The 16,662-nt window shown below is 72.6% G+C and carries 15 protein-coding genes and 1 pseudogene; 10 read left to right on the top strand and 6 right to left on the bottom strand.

The genetic code is table 11. The features are described 5' to 3' along the window. Positions 1-916: pentapeptide repeat-containing protein (locus ABZV94_RS34280; protein ID WP_356347510.1), on the top strand; the 916-nt coding region annotated here is incomplete at its 5' end. Here the strand turns inward: ABZV94_RS34280 and ABZV94_RS34275 are convergent. The 3 genes from ABZV94_RS34275 to ABZV94_RS34265 form a co-directional block, all read right to left on the bottom strand. Continuing rightward, entirely contained in the window at positions 909-1,481 is a 573-nt protein-coding gene (locus ABZV94_RS34275) for a hypothetical protein (RefSeq protein WP_356347508.1), read from the bottom strand. The two genes, ABZV94_RS34280 and ABZV94_RS34275, sit on opposite strands and share 8 nt — an antisense overlap. Positions 1,482-1,566: 85 nt before the next feature. After that, the gene (locus tag ABZV94_RS34270) at positions 1,567-4,152 is read right to left on the bottom strand and encodes a bifunctional FO biosynthesis protein CofGH (RefSeq protein WP_356347506.1); all 2,586 of its coding nucleotides are present in this window, start codon (positions 4,150-4,152) and stop codon (positions 1,567-1,569) included. Positions 4,153-4,176: 24 nt separating this feature from the next. Then, complete coding sequence (locus tag ABZV94_RS34265; RefSeq protein ID WP_356347504.1) at positions 4,177-5,043, bottom strand: LLM class F420-dependent oxidoreductase; 867 nt, start codon at positions 5,041-5,043, stop codon at positions 4,177-4,179. A gap of 90 nt (positions 5,044-5,133) precedes the next feature. On the opposite strand from ABZV94_RS34265, the gene ABZV94_RS34260 reads away from it, so the two are divergent. The 5 genes from ABZV94_RS34260 to ABZV94_RS34240 all read left to right on the top strand — a co-directional run bounded on the left by ABZV94_RS34260 (position 5,134) and on the right by ABZV94_RS34240 (position 10,848). Then, positions 5,134-6,552, top strand: a complete 1,419-nt coding sequence (locus ABZV94_RS34260; RefSeq protein WP_356347503.1) for a CehA/McbA family metallohydrolase — start codon at positions 5,134-5,136, stop codon at positions 6,550-6,552. A gap of 76 nt (positions 6,553-6,628) precedes the next feature. Further along, positions 6,629-7,024 carry a nitroreductase/quinone reductase family protein gene (locus ABZV94_RS34255; RefSeq protein WP_356347501.1) on the top strand — a complete coding sequence of 132 codons (396 nt, stop codon included), beginning with the start codon at positions 6,629-6,631 and terminating at the stop codon, positions 7,022-7,024. Between the two features lie 216 nt (positions 7,025-7,240). Further along, positions 7,241-10,204, top strand: a complete 2,964-nt coding sequence (locus tag ABZV94_RS34250; protein WP_356347499.1) for a BTAD domain-containing putative transcriptional regulator — start codon at positions 7,241-7,243, stop codon at positions 10,202-10,204. 207 nt (positions 10,205-10,411) lie between these two features. Next, positions 10,412-10,591: a sigma-like protein gene (locus tag ABZV94_RS34245; protein ID WP_356347498.1), complete on the top strand. Its 180-nt coding sequence runs from the start codon at positions 10,412-10,414 to the stop codon at positions 10,589-10,591. 74 nt (positions 10,592-10,665) lie between these two features. Further along, positions 10,666-10,848 (top strand): hypothetical protein, encoded by a 183-nt coding sequence (locus ABZV94_RS34240; RefSeq protein WP_356347496.1) that lies wholly within the window; start codon positions 10,666-10,668, stop codon positions 10,846-10,848. Between the two features lie 72 nt (positions 10,849-10,920). Here ABZV94_RS34240 and ABZV94_RS34235 read toward each other — a convergent pair whose 3' ends face one another. Continuing rightward, positions 10,921-11,535, bottom strand: coding sequence for an ATP-binding protein (locus ABZV94_RS34235; protein ID WP_356347494.1), 615 nt, complete (start codon positions 11,533-11,535; stop codon positions 10,921-10,923). Positions 11,536-11,658: 123 nt separating this feature from the next. On the opposite strand from ABZV94_RS34235, the gene ABZV94_RS34230 reads away from it, so the two are divergent. From ABZV94_RS34230 to ABZV94_RS34215, 4 genes and pseudogenes are all read left to right on the top strand, one after another. Next, positions 11,659-12,510, top strand: a complete 852-nt coding sequence (locus ABZV94_RS34230) for a helix-turn-helix transcriptional regulator (RefSeq protein WP_356347492.1) — start codon at positions 11,659-11,661, stop codon at positions 12,508-12,510. Continuing rightward, complete coding sequence (locus tag ABZV94_RS34225) at positions 12,491-12,694, top strand: DUF397 domain-containing protein (RefSeq protein ID WP_356347491.1); 204 nt, start codon at positions 12,491-12,493, stop codon at positions 12,692-12,694. The genes ABZV94_RS34230 and ABZV94_RS34225 overlap by 20 nt, the downstream gene beginning before the upstream one ends. 795 nt (positions 12,695-13,489) lie before the next feature. Further along, entirely contained in the window at positions 13,490-13,687 is a 198-nt protein-coding gene (locus ABZV94_RS34220; protein WP_356347489.1) for a hypothetical protein, read from the top strand. An 807-nt stretch (positions 13,688-14,494) separates the two neighbouring features. After that, positions 14,495-14,869, top strand: a pseudogene (locus ABZV94_RS34215) (hypothetical protein); the annotation flags it as partial. On the opposite strand, the gene ABZV94_RS34210 reads toward ABZV94_RS34215, so the two are convergent. Continuing rightward, a complete protein-coding gene (locus ABZV94_RS34210) occupies positions 14,799-15,338 on the bottom strand; it encodes a hypothetical protein (protein WP_356347487.1) in 540 nt (179 codons plus the stop codon). The pseudogene ABZV94_RS34215 and the gene ABZV94_RS34210 sit on opposite strands and share 71 nt — an antisense overlap. A 122-nt stretch (positions 15,339-15,460) precedes the next feature. After that, a partial coding sequence (locus tag ABZV94_RS34205; RefSeq protein WP_356347485.1) for a PQQ-binding-like beta-propeller repeat protein occupies positions 15,461-16,662 on the bottom strand: 1,202 nt, incomplete at its 5' end.

The following is a 16,662-nucleotide window of genomic DNA, read 5'->3' as shown; positions in this document are numbered from 1 at the left end:
GCCCCGGGCTCCGCTGGGCGCGCGCCGCCCCGGGTACCGCCCCAGGGCACCGGAGCGGACCGGCGGCGCGGCGGGAGCGGGGACCGGTCCGGCGGCCGGCCCGGAGGGCTGGGCTCAGCGGGCGGGGCTCCTCGCGACGCTGCTCCCCGGGCTGACAGCGGTCGCCACCCTGGTCTTCACCTGGGTGTCCGTCACGCAGGTGTCCGAGGAGCTGACCATCTCGGAGCAGGGACAGATCGCGGACCGGTACGACAAGGCGATCGAGCGGCTGGACGACGACTCCGTCAACATCCGCAGGGGGGCGATCTTCTCCTTGCAGGGCATCATGGAGGACTCGCCGCGGAAGCAGCCGGCGGTCATCGCCGACCTGTCCCAGTACATCCGCACCCACGCGGCCAAGAAGGTGACCTCGGCACAGAAGGCACCCGACATCCAGGCGGCGCTCTCCGTGCTCGGCCAGCGCGATCCCGCGCACGACGGGGACCGGGCCATCGATCTGCGGGGCGTCCAGCTCGCCGACGTCGATCTCAAAGGCGCCGATCTGAGCGGTGCGCTGCTCGCCGACGCGGTGTTCTCGCGCGGTGACCTGACAGGCACGAAGCTGTCCGGCGCGGACCTGCGGGGTGCCGCGCTGAGGCGGACGAACCTCCGTGGTGCCGACCTGTCGCGGGCGAACCTCTACAAGACGGACCTGCGGGAGGCGGACCTGACGGAGGCGGACCTGAGGGGAGCGGATGTGACCGGAGCGGAACTCGCCGGGGCCGGGCTGGCGGACGTACGGGTCGACGGCACCACGGAGTGGACCGGTGCGCACCGGCCGGAAGAGGATCTGCCGACGGCGACCGCGACCCCGGTTCCGCCGGACCGCACCACGTCGACCCCCGCTTCCGAGTGGTCCCGCGGGGACGCTACTTGACCACCGTGACCCGGGTGCCCTGGTCGCCGAAGGCCCACAGCGCGGCTCCGTCCTCCTTGTGGAGGCGGATGCCGCCCAGTTTCTGGCCGTTCGCGGGCGGCGGCGAGGAGCCGTCCAGGGCGTTGGAGAAGGCGACGTTCACGCCGGAGACCTTCGTGAAGTACATGACGTGCTCGATCTCCACGCCGTCGGAGCCCTTGAGGGACTGGGTGCGCAAGGTGATCGAGTAGCGGCCGGGCTGCGGGCTCACCGTGCCCGGCCACACCGGGAAGGTGCGGGTCGCCTTGCCGGTCGCGTCGACCAGCCAGATCCGCTTCTCGCCGAGCGAGTACACGATCCGGCGGCCCTCGCCGGACTCGTCCGGCAGGGCGGGGGCGGACGGCGCCTTCGGCGTCAGGGTCGCGTGCGGGCTCGCCGACGCCGACGCGGCGGGCCTGGTGACGGCGGCCGTGGGATGCGGCCCGTGGTTCGCCTGCACGGCGAGGGCGACGACGACCGCGGTCGCCCCCGCCGTCAGACCGGTGACCCAGGCCCACGAGGGCAGTCGGGCAGCCACGGGACGCATCTCCTCCGCTACGGGTCCCCCTTCTCAGCACAGGGGTCGGATCATCGTACTCAGTCCGCGGAGGGGGATCGGTCCGGGAGGCCGCTCAGTCCAGGACGGGCAGCAGGTCCGGCAGGTGGCCGTCGGACGCCTCGGCCGCCCGCTGCCGCTCCTGCGGTACCTCGCCGTACAGGGTGGTGCGCGGCTTCACGGGGCGGCCGGCCGCCTCGGCCACCGCGACCAGGTCACGGACGGACTTGTACGAGCCGTAGGAGGAGCCCGCCATGCGGGAGATGGTCTCCTCCATCAGCGTGCCGCCGAGGTCGTTCGCGCCGGAGCGGAGCATCTCCGCCGCCCCCTCGGTGCCCAGTTTGACCCAGCTTGTCTGGATGTTGGGGATCCAGGGGTGCAGCAGGAGACGGGCCATCGCCGTCACCGCCCGGTTGTCCCGCATCGTCGGGCCGGGACGCGCGATGCCCGCCAGGTACACCGGCGCGTTGGTGTGGATGAAGGGGAGCGTCACGAACTCGGTGAAGCCGCCCGTCTCGCGCTGGATGCCGGCCAGCGTGCGCAGATGGCCGAGCCAGTGCCGGGGCTGGTCCACATGCCCGTACATCATCGTGGACGACGAGCGGATGCCCAGCTCGTGCGCGGTGCGGATCACCTCGATCCAGGTGGCCGTGGGCAGCTTGCCCTTGGTCAGCACCCAGCGGACCTCGTCGTCCAGGATCTCCGCCGCCGTACCGGGGACGGAGTCCAGACCCGCCTCCTTGGCCGCCGTGAGCCACTCGCGGATCGACATGCCGGTGCGGGTCGCGCCGTTCACGACCTCCATCGGGGAGAAGGCGTGCACGTGCATGCCCGGGACGCGCTCCTTCACCGCCTTGGCGATGTCGAAGTACGCGGTGCCCGGCAGGTCCGGGTGGATGCCGCCCTGCATGCACACCTCGACCGCGCCCACGTCCCACGCCTGCTGGGCGCGGTCGGCGACCTGCTCCAGCGAGAGCGTGTACGCGTCCGCGTCCGTGCGGCGCTGTGCGAAGGCGCAGAACCGGCAGCCGGTGTAGCAGACGTTGGTGAAGTTGATGTTGCGGGTGACGATGTAGGTGACGTCGTCGCCGACCGCCGACCGGCGGATGTCGTCGGCCACCCGGCACAGCGCGTCCAGGGCCGGGCCGTCCGCGTGCAGCAGGGCGAGGGCCTCGGCGTCGGTCAGCCGGGTGGGGTCGTCGGCCGCCGTGCGCAGGGCCTCGCGCACGTCGGCGTCGATGCGCTGCGGGGCCATGCCGGGGGCCGCCGCCTCCCGCAGCGCCTCCCAGTCGCCGTACACCTCGTCGAAGTCGGCGCGCCGGTCCGCCGTACGTCCCTCGGTGTCGATGGAGGAGTGCAGGTCGGTGCGGCCGGTGGCGGTGAACACCTCCTCCGGCTCCTGCCAGGGGCGGCCCGTGACCGGCGCGTCCGGCAGGGCGAGGCCCGTGACCGGGTCGGCGAGGGCGGACACGTGCGGGCGCAGCCGCGGGTCCAGCCAGGGCTCGCCGCGGCGGACGAACTCCGGGTACACGCAGAGGCGTTCGCGCAGTTCGAAGCCGGCTGCCCGGGAGCGCTCGGTGAGTTCCTCGATCTGCGGCCAGGGGCGTTCGGGGTTGACGTGGTCGATGGTCAGCGGGGAGACCCCGCCCCAGTCGTCGATGCCGGCGCCGATCAGCCGCTCGTACTCGGCGTCGACCAGGTTCGGCGGGGCCTGGAGGCAGGCGGCCGGGCCCATGATGTGCCGGGCGACGGCCACCGTGGCGACAAGGTCGTCCAGTTCGGCGTCCGGCATGCCGCGCATGGCCGTGTCCGGCTTGGCGCGGAAGTTCTGGATGATCAGCTCCTGGATGCCGTGGTAGGCCCGGGAGACCTTCCGGAGCGCGAACAGGGACTCCGCGCGTTCCTCGTAGGTCTCGCCGATGCCGATGAGCAGGCCGGAGGTGAAGGGGACGGAGGAGCGCCCGGCGTCCTCCAGGACGCGCAGCCGGACGGCCGGTTCCTTGTCCGGGGAGCCGTGGTGCGGGCCGCCCGGCTCGGACCACAGGCGGGTCGCGGTCGTCTCCAGCATCATGCCCATGCTGGGCGCGACGGGCTTGAGGCGCTGGAAGTCGGTCCAGGTCAGCACGCCGGGGTTGAGGTGGGGAAGGAGTCCGGTCTCCTCCAGGATGCGGATGGAGATGGCGCGGACGTAGGCGATGGTGTCGTCGTAGCCGTGCGCGTCGAGCCACTCGCGCGCCTCCGGCCAGCGGTCCTCCGGCTTGTCGCCGAGGGTGATGAGGGCTTCCTTGCAGCCGAGGGCGGCGCCCTTGCGGGCGATGTCCAGCACCTCGTCGGGGGACATGAACATGCCGTGCCCGGCGCGGCGGAGCTTGCCGGGCACGGTGACGAACGTGCAGTAGTGGCACTTGTCCCGGCACAGCCGGGTGAGGGGGATGAAGACGCTCTTCGAGTACGTGATGACGCCGGGCCTGCCCGCCGCCTCCAAGCCCGCGTCCCGCACCCGGGCGGCGGAGGCGGCGAGGTCGGTGAGGTGCTCACCCCGCGCCTGGAGCAGCACCGCCGCCTCGGCGACGTCGAGGGCGACGCCGTCCCGGGCGCGTTTGAGGGCGCGACGCATGGAGTTCTCGGTGGGGCCGGTTCCGGAGGTCGCGGAAGTCGTCATCCCTTGAGCATACGTTCGCTTTGATCACTGTCGCGGGGTGCTGTCCGGCAGGAGGGGGCCGTAGGCGTCGAGCGCCCGCAGCACCTCCGCCTCCCGAGCCGGCGGCAACTGCACCACGACCTCCTCGATGCCCAGGTCGGCGTAGTGGGCGAGCTTGCCGGGGGTGGGCCGGACGGCGTACGGGACGACCTGGAGGGCGGCCGGGTCCCGGCCCGCGTCCGCCCACGCCGAGCGCAGCACGGGCAGCGCCTCGGAGAGCCCGCGCCCGCCGATCGGCAGCCAGCCGTCGGCGAACTCGGCGATGTGCGCGAACAGCCCGGGTCCGGCGGCCCCGCCGACGAGCGTGCGGGGGCCGACGACCGGGCCGCGCGGCTTCTGCACGGGCTTGGGGTGGGCGAAGCTGGCCCGTACGGCGCCGAACTCCCCCTCGTACGCGGTGGGCTCCTCGCTCCACAGCGCGCGCATCAGCGCCATCCGGTCCCGGACCAGTTCCCGGCGGGTCCGCCAGGTCACGCCGTGGTCGGCGGCCTCCTCCACGTTCCAGCCGTAGCCGAGGCCGAGGGTGAAGCGCCCGCCGGACAGGTGGTCGAGGGAGGCGATCTGCTTGGCGAGGTCGATGGGGTCGTGCTGGGCGACGAGGGTGATGCCGGTGCCGAGCGCCAGCCGCTGGGTCACGGCCGCCGCCTGGGCCAGGGCGACGAAGGGGTCGAGGGTGCGGCCGTACTCGCGGGGGAGGTCGCCGCCGGCGGGGTAGGGGGTGGTGCGTTCCACGGGGATGTGGGTGTGTTCCGGGAGGTAGAGGCCGGAGAAGCGGCGCGCTTCCAGCTCCTGCGCCAGCCGGACGGGGGTGATGGTCTCGTCGGTGAGGAAGATCGTGACGGAGATGCGCATGGGGCATCGTACCGACTGGTCGGTCGCTCGTCCGGGGGCGCGCGGGCCGTTCGTGGTCACCGTGGGCCGTTCGTGGTTACCGTGGGTCTCGTGACGACCTTGCGCGGCACCTTGGCACCGGGTTCGCCGGACTATGTGTACCTGCCGTTCGAAGTGCCGCCCGGAACCCGCGAGTTGACGGTCTCCTACACCTACGGCAGATCCCCCGTCCCGCCCGGCACCCCCGGCAACGCCCTCGACATCGGGCTCTTCGACCAGCGCGGCACCGAACTGGGCGGGCCGGGGTTCCGGGGGTGGTCCGGGGGTGCGCGGAGCGAGTTCTTCGTACGGGCCGACGAGGCCACGCCGGGGTATCTTCCGGGGCCGCTGACGCCCGGCACCTGGTACATCGCGCTCGGTCCGTACACCGTGGCGCCGCAGGGGATGCCGTACGAGGTGACCGTCACGCTGACGGAAGGGGCGGCCGGGGAGACGCCCCGGGCGGTGTACCCGCCGGACCGGGCCCGGGGGCGGGGCCGGGACTGGTACCGGGGCGACTGCCATCTGCACTCCTGGCACTCCGACGGGCGCCGCACCCCAGCCGAGATCGCGGACCTGGCCCGCGCGGCCGGGCTCGACTTCCTCAACAGCTCCGACCACAACACCCACGCCTCGCACGCCCACTGGGCCGACGCGGCCGGCGACGACCTCCTGGTGCTGCTCGGCGAGGAGGTCACCACCAGGAACGGGCACGCCCTGGCGCTCGGCACCGAGCCCGGCACCTTCGTCGACTGGCGCTACCGGGCCCGGGACGGCCGCTGGGCGCGCTTCGCGCGAGAGATCCGGCGGGCCGGCGGTCTGGTGGTGCCGGCCCATCCGCACGCCGACTGCGTGGGCTGCGGCTGGAAGTTCGGGTTCGCGCAGGCGGACGCCGTGGAGGTGTGGAACGGGCCCTGGACACCCGACGACGAACTGGCGCTGGCGGCCTGGGACGCGCGGCTGCCGGCGTCGGCACGGGGCGGGCGGGCGTGGCTGCCGGCGATGGGCGGCAGCGACGCCCACCGCGCCCCGGACGTGGTCGGACTGCCCCAGACCGTCGTGCTCGCCGACGACCTGACCCGGGAGGCGGTCCTGGAGGGGCTGCGGGCCGGACGGTCGTACGTGGCCGAGTCGCGGCACGTCTCGCTGGCGTTCTCCGTGACGGCCGAGGGCGGTGGACGCGCCGGCATCGGGGAACGGCTGGCGGCCGGGCACGACACCCCGGTGACCGTCCGGCTGGAGGTGTCCGGGGCGCCGCGCTGCTCGGTGCGGTTCGTCACCGACCAGGGCGTGCTGTTCACCGGCGGGCCGCTGCCGGTGTCCGGCACAGGCGCCGTGCGGTGGCGCACGACCCCGGACCGCGCGGCCTACGTGCGGGCCGAGCTGCGGCACGAGACCGCGCTCGGACCGGTGCCGGGGGCGATGGCCGCGTTCACCAACCCGGTCTTCCTGGGGCGGGTGGAGGACGGGAAGCCCGAGGCGTCATGCTGAGGCAGGCCCGTCGCGATCAGCCGCGGCCCGGTGGAGGCCGCATCCTCGTGCCGGAGAGAACAGGGGAGCCCGAGTCGTGTCCAGCCGCGCAGACCGCAAGCACCGCTTCGTCACCCGCGTCCAGCGGTACGTCGCCAACCCGCTCAACCGGCGCCTGCCGTTCCAGACCCTGCTGGAGACCACCGGCCGGACGTCCGGTCTGCCCCGGCGCACCCCGGTCGGCGGGCGCCGGACCGGGAACTCCTTCTGGCTGGTCTCCGAGTTCGGCCTGAGGTCGCAGTACGTGCGCAACATCCAGGCCGACCCCAGGGTCCGGGTCCGCATCGCCGGCCGCTGGCACCGCGGCACCGCCCACCTGCTCCCCGACGACGACCCGGTGGCCCGGCTGCGCACCCTGCCCCGCCTCAACAGCGCGGCGGTGCGGGCGTTCGGCACGGACCTGCTGACCGTCCGGGTGGACCTGGCGGACTGAGTCCCGTGGGAGCGGTGTGGTCTCCATGCCGTTCACCGTAGCGCCTACCTGACGGTCCGTCAGATGCCGGGGTCCGGCGGCGGTATGCGGAGAGGTTGTGAGAGCTTCGTGCGCCCAGGCGCGGCCCGCTGTGATCGGCGTCTCCCACGGCTGACGCAACCGCCCGGAACAAGGCAAACTGACGGGGTTGTTCGTGATGCCGAGGGGGACGAACGCATGGACGGTGGGCCGCGAGTACCCGAACAGCGGCGGTCCGGCTCCGCGCCCGTCGCGGAACCCGCCCCGCTGCGCTTCGGCGTGCTCGGTCCGGTGCGGGCCTGGCACGGCGAGGAAGCGCTCAGCACGGGCTCCCCCCAGCAGCGCGCCCTGCTGGCCGCCCTGCTGCTGCGCGAGGGCCGTACGGCCACGGCGGCGGAGCTCATCGACGCCCTGTGGGGAGCCGAGCCGCCGTCCCAGGCACTGGCGGCGGTCCGCACGTACGCCTCCCGGCTGCGGAAGGTGCTCACCCCCGGCGTCCTGATCAGCGAGTCCGGCGGGTACGCGATCCGGGGCCTGCGCGAGGGCGCCCTGGACCTGGCGGTCGCACAGGACCTGTCGGCGGAGGCGGAGAAGGCGCGGGGCGCGGGTGACCTGAGCCGAGCCCGAGCGGTCCTGAACCAGGCCCTCGACCTGTGGGACGGCGAACCCCTGGCCGGCGTCCCCGGCCCCTACGCCGAGGCCCAGCGGGCCCGCCTGGAGGAATGGCGGCTCGGCCTGCTGGAAACCCGCCTGGACCTGGACCTCGAACAGGGCTGCCACGCCGAGGCCGTCTCGGAACTGACGGCCCTGACGGCCGCGCACCCGCTCCGGGAGCGCCTGCGCGAACTGCTGATGCTGGCGCTGTACAGGAGCGGCCGCCAGGCGGAGGCCCTCGCGGTGTACGCGGACACGCGCCGCCTGCTCGCCGACGAACTGGGAGTCGACCCCCGCCCCGGCCTGAGCGAACTCCAGCAGCGCATCCTCCAGGCGGACCCGGCCCTGGCGGAGCCCTCGGCCCCGGCGGCGGAACCGGCGGCGAACCCCGTCCGCCCGGCCCAGCTGCCCGCCTCCGTCCCCGACTTCACGGGCCGCTCGTCCTTCGTCTCGGAACTGACGGACGTGCTGTCCTCGGCGTCGGAGGCGGAGGGCCGGGTCATGGCGGTCTCGGCCCTCGCCGGCATCGGCGGCGTCGGCAAGACCACCCTGGCGGTGCACGTCGCCCACCGGGCCCGCCCGGCCTTCCCCGACGGCCAGCTGTACGTCGACCTCCAGGGCGCGGGCCCCCGCCCGGCGGAACCGGAGACGGTCCTCGGCTCCTTCCTGCGGGCGCTGGGCACGGCGGACGCGTCGATCCCGGATTCGCTGGAGGAGCGAGCGGCGTTGTACCGCTCGGTGCTGGACGGCCGCCGAGTCCTGGTCCTGCTGGACAACGCGAAGGATGCCGCCCAGGTACGGCCCCTGCTCCCCGGCACCGAGGGGTGCGCGGCCCTGGTCACCTCCCGCGTCCGCATGCTCGACCTCGCCGGCGCCCACCTGGTCGACCTGGACGTGATGTCCCCCGAGGAGGCGCTGGCCCTCTTCACGAAGATCGTGGGCGAGGAACGGGTGGCAGCGGAACGCGAAGCCGCCCTGGACGTGGTCGCGGCCTGCGGCTTCCTCCCCCTGGCGATCCGCATCGCGGCGTCCCGCCTGGCGGCACGGCGGACGTGGACGGTGTCGGTCCTGGCGGCGAAGCTGGCGGACGAGCGACGCCGGCTGGACGAGTTGCAGGCCGGCGACCTGGCGGTGAAGGCGACCTTCGAGCTGGGGTACGGGCAGCTTGAGCCTGCCCAGGCAAGGGCCTTCCGGCTGCTGGGCCTGGCCGACGGCCCGGACATCTCGCTGGCTGCCGCGGCTGCGGTCCTGGACCTCCCCGTGGAGGAGACCGAGGACCTGCTGGAGTCCCTGGTGGACACGTCCCTGCTGGAGTCGGCGGCGCCTGGGCGGTACCGCTTCCACGACCTGGTCCGGCTGTACGCGCGGGCTTGTGCGGAGAGGGACGAGTGGCCGCCTGGTGAGCGGGAGGCGGCTATGTCGCGGGTGCTGGACTTTTATCTGGCTACGGCGGCTCGGGTGTACGCGATGGAGCGGCCGGGGGACCGGACGATCGCCCACCTGGAAGGCGCCCGGCACCGGGGCAGTGAGTTCTCCAGCGCCTCGGTGGCACTGGACTGGCTGCACACGGAGGCCGAGCCCCTTCTCGCCTGCGTGCAGCAGTCACTGAAGGCGCCCACCTTGCGACGAGCCGTCGACCTCCTGCTGGCCACCATAGATCTGGCGGAGTCCGGGGCCAGCGCTCGCCGCTACGAGACTACGGCCGTGGCCGCTCGTGACGCAGCCGCCGCGCTCCGCGACGCGCACGCCGAGACACGAGCACGGATCACACTCGCGCAAGTCCTCAGCCAGTCCGGACGTTTCGACGAGGCCGGGATCGAGGCCGAACACGCGGACCTGCTGAACCAAACGGCCGGCGATCCCTGGACGGCCAGCACGGCACCGAACCAACTGGGAATCATCGCCAACTGCACGGGGCGTTTCCCGGACGCGGTGGTCTATCTGCAGAGGGCCATCGAGGCGTTCCGCGCCGACAGCAACAAACCGGGCGAGGCAAGTGCCGTATGCAACCTTTCCCGTGCCCTGGCCTCGATGGGCCGGACACAGGAGGCGGTGGAACTCGCGAAGCGGGGCGTCGACATCTACGACGAACTCGGCATGTCCGTCCGTCTGGCCAACGCTCTCTACGCTTTGGGTACCGTGCTCACGCAGGCGGGCTCTCTGCACGAGGCTCTGACGCAACTGTCGGAGGCACTCCGCATGTTCACCGGCAACCGGCAGCGCCTCTGGGAAGGCACCACGCACTTCCGCATCGCGCAGGTGCACATGGTGTCCCGGCATCCGGCCCTGGCGGCCCAGCACGCCGAACAGGCGTTGGCGATCGGCTGCATCGGCGGAGACTGGATGAGGGCCAACGCGCTGACGATGCTGGGGAAGGCTCTGGACGCGCTCGACCAGTCCGATCGCGCCCGCGCCTGCTGGCAGGAGGCCCTGACGCTGTACGAGCAGGCCGGCTCGCCGGAAGCGGCCGAAGTACGCGGCTTGCTCTCCCCGCTGGCCGCTGCCTGAGAGACCGCCGCAACAGAGTCGTTCATCGAACATTTATGGGCGTCTGCCACTCTCGGTTTGTCGATCCGCCGCTGTCGGGGGGCAGGCGGATTCGCTGGGCCTCACGGCTACTCTGAGGCCTCCGGAAGTGCCCGTTCGGCGACCTACGGGGGAGTTGCCGAACGGGCGCTTCTTCCACTGCGTCACACATCTCTTGGAGTACCAGCCATGAGCAACGACGAGAACATCACCACGATGGACCAGCACACTCCGGCCCCGCCCGCCCTGGACGAGCCGGTCACCACGATGGACCAGCACACCCCGGCCCCGCCCGCCTTGGACGAGCCGGTCACCACGATGGACCAGCACACCCCGGTGCCTCCGGCCCTGGACCTGGGAGGCAAGTAAGCCATCACCCCGACGGGGGGTCGGCCGCGGCGGCGCGGAGGGGGAGCCGTCGCGGCCGAGGTGTGTCCGGGCCGATGCCGGTTCAACAACCGGAGGACACCATGACGCTCACCAAGAAGGTCGTGGCCACCGTGGCCCTGATCATCGGAGCCACCGCCGCTGCCGCGAGCCCTGCGCTGGCCAACAATGCCATGCCCGTGAGCTCGGAGAACGGCCAGACCACGGTCGTCACCCCGCAGGACAACCACATGCCGTGACACGGCAGCACACCTCCGAGGGGCCGGGCGGAAGCTCGGCCCCTTGCCGTGTGGCCCCGCCGAGGTGACCGGTCACTCTCCCTCCGCCAGCTCACACCACACGGTCTTGTCCACCCCCTGCTCCACACCCCACCGAACGGTCACCGCGTCGATCAGGGCAAGCCCGCGGCCCGCCTCATCGTCGTCGCCGGCAGGCAGGAGCACCGGTACGGCTTTCGCCTCCGGGTCGGTGACCTCGACGCGAATGCGCCCGCCGTCCGTCCGAGCCACCCGTACACGGACACAAACCCCCTCCCCCACATGCCGGATCACGTTGCCGACGAGCTCGGTGACGCAGAGCTGGACGTCGGCGCAGGGTGCGTCCAGGTAGCGGCGGACGGTACGGCGCAGCCCCTGGAGCGCCTTCGGTACGGCGACGACCTCGACGTCCAAGGGCGGCCGGCTCCGCGTACGTTCCTCACCCCGCAGCGCCCTCGCCAGCTTGCGCGCCGTCGCCGTGTTGCAGTTGCCGAGCGCGACGAGGCCCACCGGCGGCTGGTACTTGCCCGCGAAGCTCGGCAGGTCCACCCGGAGGGAGGGCAGGATGATGCCGTGGGTGGACAGCGCGTCGCGCAGGTCGTCCACACAGAGGGTGGTGTCGTAGGCGGAGTTGCCGCGCTGGGCGGAGGGGAGATTCGAGGACGACACGGTTGCGTACGCCTTCCTTTGCTGCTCTCTGTGACGAAACGGCTACAGAGTGATGCCCGCACCGGTACCTTTTGAAGAGGTTTCGGCTGCGCAAGCGCAAGTGGCAAACGGCGGTGACGAGTTATGCCCCCACGCAAAGACCCGGACGCCTCGGCGAACTTCCCCTCCTTCTACGGCGCCGAGTTGCGCTACCAGCGCGAACTGGCGGGACTGACCTTGGAGCAGCTGGCCGAGGGAAGCTTCCGGGGCGTGCCGTTCCTGAGCCAGATCGAGCGGGGCGAGCGGCGGATGCCGGTGGATCTGGCCCGGCACGTCGACAAGGTGCTGGGGACGGACGGGTTTTTCGAGCGACGGTGTGAAGATGCGCGCCGGGCACGGCAGTCGGGGCATGCGGAGTACTTCGCGGATGTGGCGGAGATGGAACAGCATGCCGAGACGATCGACGACTGGGCTCCCATGCTTGTGCCGGGGCTCCTCCAGACAGCGTCATACGCCCGCGCGATCGTGCGTGCCGCCATGCCCCGAGCCTCGGACGAGGAGGTCGAGGAGAAGGTCAACGCCCGCATGAAACGGGCCAAGCTCTTCGACGCGGAAAACCCGCCGAAGTTCTGGGCGATTTTGGACCAGTCGTTGATCCAGCGCCCAGCACTCCCCGACGAGCAGATGGCAGAACTCCTCGACCACATCACGCAGGTGGTGAGGAACACGCACTCCATTCTGCAGATCCTCCCGCAAACCACCGGCGCCCATCCGTTCATGATGGGCATGACCAGGTTCATGACCTTCGCGGACGCACCTCCGGTGGTGTACACGGAGTCACTGCACAGTGGCCAAGTCATCGACTATCCAGCGCTCGTGAAGCAGTACCGCGAGTCGTACGATCTGCTCAGGGCCGCCGCACTGCCGCCTGAGGCGTCCCTTGCGATCATCGAGGCTGCGGCAGAGGACTACCGAGATGGCAAGCACCGGGATTGACCTGAGCAATGTCGTGTGGCGCAAGAGCAGCTACAGCAATGGCACCGGGGGCGAGTGCGTCGAGGTCTCGGAGACTCACCCCGGCATCATTCCCGTCCGCGACTCCAAGAAGCCCCAGGACGAACCCGTACTCCTCTTCCGCCCCCGCGCCTGGAGCGCCTTCCTCGGCTCCTTGAAGGGCTGAGCCCACCCGGTTGTCCACAGGGCAAGCGGCAGGTCACGGTTTCTGCGATCTTGCCCGTGTGGAGCGGACGGACCTGAGGGCGCTGGCGGACAGAGGCGTCCTCCTCACCTCACGTGCCGTGGAGGCCGGCTGGCCCAGGCGTAGCCTGACGCGCGCGCTGCGGGCGGAGGGGTGGACGCAGCTCCGGCACGGCGCCTGGTCCGAGCCGGGGCGCGACCCGGACCTGCTCACGCACCTCCGGGCCGTCCAGCTCCGCGTACCGCGCTTCGTCGTGAGCCACGGTTCGGCGGCCGCCCTCTGGCGCATCGAGTTGCTCGGCGGTGGCCGGAAGGCACCGCTGGACTTCATCGACCCGCACCTCAGCATGCACCGCCTGGGCAGCGGCGTGCGCGTGCACCGGATGCCGCTCGCCAGAAGTGACGTGGTGGAGAGGCAGGGGCTACGGCTCACCACCCCGACCCGCACATGCGCCGACCTTCTGCGCCGCGGCCCGCGTGACGAGGCGGTAGTCGCCGTGGACTCGGCCCTGACGTACCGCAGGGTCAGGCGAGTGCGACGCGCACCGCTGGTGCGGAGGGAGCAGATCGCAGCCGCGCTGGGGAAGACCTCGCAGGGGTCGGTCCGGGCGCGGGACTGGCTCCGGCTGACCGACCCGCGCGCCGGCTCCCCCGCCGAGACGGTCGCCCGGCTGCGCATGTACGACGCCGACCTGCACCCCGAGAGCCAAGCCGAGCTGCGCCCCCGGACGGCAGTCGCCGCGTCGTCGACTTCCTCTTCCGGGCGGCGGGGCTCGCGGTGGAGATCGAAGGGTACGCCTACCACGGCACCCGTGAAGCCCACCGCAGGGACATCGACCGCTTCAACCAGCTCCTCCGCTGCCCCGAGATCCGCAGCCTCCTCCGCTTCAGCGCCGAGGACGTGTTCCGGCGGCCTGCGTACATGGTCGCGGAGATCAGGGCCACGCTGGTTTCCCTGACCGGCGATTCCACGTGACCGTGGGGCCGCTCGCTTCCCGGCCAGTGTCGGGCTTCCGCGGTCCGCGTCAAGGGCGCTGCGCGTCGCCTTCGGCGATGGGCCTCCGGCCCACCCTTGACCCGGCCCACTCCAGCCCGGGGAAGAAGCGAGCGAGCGGCCCGGAAAGGCGGTGGCCCCGACCGGTACCGGGCCCTCGGGCCAGTTGCCTCCGCATCGTCGGCAGGGGCGCGCGAACGCGCCTCGCATGCACGCCGGGTGAGATCGGCGGCTGCGGCTCGTGCCGGGAACCCGCCTCGCCCCTCCAGAGGGTGATTGGCGCAATTGGGCCAAGAGGCTAGGTAGTTCTGGTGACGGGAGGTCCTCTACGGGTGGCCCGAATCCGCCAATCACCGATCTCCTGTGACCCAAGGGGCTCATGGGACGCCAGCCCCTCCCCTCGCTCCTCCCACCGGCCGGTGGCCGCCGAACCTGCCTGGCGTGCAGGCGAGGCGCGGGGGCGCTCCTCCCACCCGCCGCTCGCCGCTTGGCCCACCCGGCGTGCAGGCGAGGCGCCGACGCGTACCCCTGGCGCCGGGTGAGTGCCCAGCTGGGTTGCGGGCCCGGTACCGGTAGGCGCCCACTTTCCCCCGGCCGCCCGCTCGCTTCTCCCCCGTGCTGGAGTGAGCCGAGTCAAGGGTGGCCCGGAGGGCCATCGCCGAAGGCGACGCGCAGCGCCCTTTACTCGGGTCGCGGAAGCACGACACTGGCAAGGAAGCGGGCGGCCGGGTTCAGCCCACAGCGACCCTTTCAGCACCGGCCCGGGTCACCCCCTTCCCCTCAGCTCTTCCGCTGCTGGGCGTCGGGCCCAAGGCGAACGGGCTGTGGAAGCCGGTGATCGCCGCGGTGGAGGGGATGGCCTGCGGGGGTGCCTTCTATCTGCTCGGGGAGTGCGAGTCCTCGTGGCCGGGGCCGGTGCCGCCCACCTACGGCATGGTCAGCGAAGTCACCGAGCAGGGCGCGGCGTTGGCCGCGGCCACCGACCGCGCCACCGTCATCGCGGGGTATCCGGCCGAGGCGGTGCAGGGGTCCGTGCGGGCGCCGCAGATCGCGCTGGGCAACCCGCCGCCGGGAGTTCCGGGTGCGCTGACGGTCAGGAGGCCAGGCGCGCCGTCCCGTCCACCTCGCAGTGGTCGAGCAGGTCGAGGTGGGCCTTCTGCGTGAACGGGACCCGGACCGTCCTGGTGCCGCGGGCGGGTACGGAGACCTCCGTGCGGCCCGAGTCGATGGCGGGCGGGCTGTCCGGCAGGAAGAGCACCTCGACCGTGAAGGTCGCCTCGTGGCCGTTCGGGTTGGTGACCTCGACCGTGGCGTACGGCTTCCCGGCGGTCGCGCAGGCGATCAGCCTGGCCTTCCCGTCCTTCAGCGGGGTGCTGCTGCCGCTGCCGGACGGCGTGGAGGTGGGGCGGTGGGTGCGCCGGTAGGTGCCGCCGCCCGTGGAGCCGTACGATCCGCCGCCCGAGGTGGACGACGAACCGTCGTGGTCCTGGTGCGAGCTGCTGCACCCGCCCCCGCCGCCTCCGTGTCCCCGGCTGCCGTGGTGCCGGCCGGACGAGAAACCGGTCAGGCTGAGCAGCACCAGGGTCAGTACGGCCGTGAACCTGAGTGCGCGCGTCCGTGAAGGCATGAGCATGCCAGCAGACTAGCCGCCGGCGCACCGCATGGCGGCCGCCGGGCGCCGGAGGTAGCGTCGGCGTGGACGGCCGCCGTCCGGAGCCCTTCCGTGCAGAGCCGGTACGACGGCCGTCGCGCGGCTCACGCGGTCCGCGCGGTGCCCGTGCCCTTCTCCGCGTCCAGCGCGTACACGCACCGGTCCTTGCTGCACGCGTACACCACGCCGTCCTTGACCACCGGGGAGCCGGTGATCTCGCCGCCGGTCGCGAGCTTCCAGCGCAGCCGTCCGTCGTCGGCCTTCAGGGTGTACAGCAGGTGGTCGGTGGAGCCGAAGTGGATGCGGCCCTCCGCCACCGCGGGCGCGCCCACGACGTCGCCGCCCGCCTGGAAGCGCCACTTGGGGGTGCCGGTGACCGCGTCCAGGGTGTACAGGCCCTTGCCGCTGCCGACGTGCACGTGCCCGGCGGCCACCAGGACCGGCTCGACGGAGGAGCGGGCCTCGGTGGCGATGCGCCAGCGGTCGCGGCCGTCGGCGGCGTCCAGGGCGTAGACCGTGCCGAGGTAGTCGGCGAGGTAGATGCCGCCGCCGGTGACGGCCGGGCCCGGGGCGAAGGCGGGCGGGCTCAGGAAGACCGCCGGGGCCTCGAAGTGCCAGCGGACCCGGCCGCTCACCGCCTCGACGGCGAGCACGCGGGTGCCGGCGGAGACGTAGACGCAGCCGTCGGGGGCGGGGGTCAGGCGGACCGGGACGCCGCCGCACGAAGCCGCGTCACCGATGGGGTACGACCAGCGCTCCTCGCCGGTGCGGGCCTCCAGGGCGCGCAGCCGGGCGTCCTGCCAGACGTAGACCGTGCCGTCGTGCACGACCGCGCCGGCCTCCGGGGACTCGAAGTCGGTCTGGCAGCCGGTGATCTCCCACAGCTTCTGTCCGCTCGCCGCCTCCCAGGCCTGCACGCCGCCGCCGCGGGTGCCGGTGACGACCGTGCCGCGGTCGGCCTTCAGGGAGTACACCCAGGCGTCCGTGGACAGTCGCCACAGGTCGGTGCCCTCGCGGGCGTCCAGGGCGAACAGGGTGGGGCCGTCGGAGGCGTGGATACGGCCGTCCGCGACCGCCATGGACCAGGCGACGTCCCGGGTCTTGAAGCGGCGGCGGCCGGTGGCCACGTCCAGGGCGTGCACCTCGAAGGAGGTGACGTAGACCAGGTCGCCGTCGACGGAGGGGGTGCCCCACACGTCGTTCGACATGCGGAACCGCCAGGGCCGCCAGCCCGCCGCCGTCTCCGGGGGCTGCGGCGGCACGGGCGGTACGGCGGGGTCGGGGCCGGCCAGGCCGGGGCGGGGGC

It is taken from the genome of Streptomyces sp. NPDC004658, assembly GCF_040609555.1.
Classification (GTDB): domain Bacteria; phylum Actinomycetota; class Actinomycetes; order Streptomycetales; family Streptomycetaceae; genus Streptomyces.
The sequence above is the reverse complement of the archived record's forward strand: the minus strand, read 5'-3'. Positions and strand labels throughout refer to the sequence as shown.

Excerpts from the sequence above, each read along its gene's own strand:
- ABZV94_RS34270 (WP_356347506.1), bottom strand. The coding sequence starts at position 4,152 with ATGACGACTTCCGCGACCTCCGGAACCGGCCCCACCGAGAACTCCATG.
- ABZV94_RS34265 (WP_356347504.1), bottom strand. The coding sequence starts at position 5,043 with ATGCGCATCTCCGTCACGATCTTCCTCACCGACGAGACCATCACCCCC.
- ABZV94_RS34275 (WP_356347508.1), bottom strand. The coding sequence starts at position 1,481 with ATGCGTCCCGTGGCTGCCCGACTGCCCTCGTGGGCCTGGGTCACCGGT.
- ABZV94_RS34250 (WP_356347499.1), top strand. The coding sequence starts at position 7,241 with ATGGACGGTGGGCCGCGAGTACCCGAACAGCGGCGGTCCGGCTCCGCG.
- ABZV94_RS34210 (WP_356347487.1), bottom strand. The coding sequence starts at position 15,338 with ATGCTCATGCCTTCACGGACGCGCGCACTCAGGTTCACGGCCGTACTG.
- ABZV94_RS34240 (WP_356347496.1), top strand. The coding sequence starts at position 10,666 with ATGCCGGTTCAACAACCGGAGGACACCATGACGCTCACCAAGAAGGTC.
- ABZV94_RS34225 (WP_356347491.1), top strand. The coding sequence starts at position 12,491 with ATGGCAAGCACCGGGATTGACCTGAGCAATGTCGTGTGGCGCAAGAGC.
- ABZV94_RS34245 (WP_356347498.1), top strand. The coding sequence starts at position 10,412 with ATGAGCAACGACGAGAACATCACCACGATGGACCAGCACACTCCGGCC.
- ABZV94_RS34230 (WP_356347492.1), top strand. The coding sequence starts at position 11,659 with ATGCCCCCACGCAAAGACCCGGACGCCTCGGCGAACTTCCCCTCCTTC.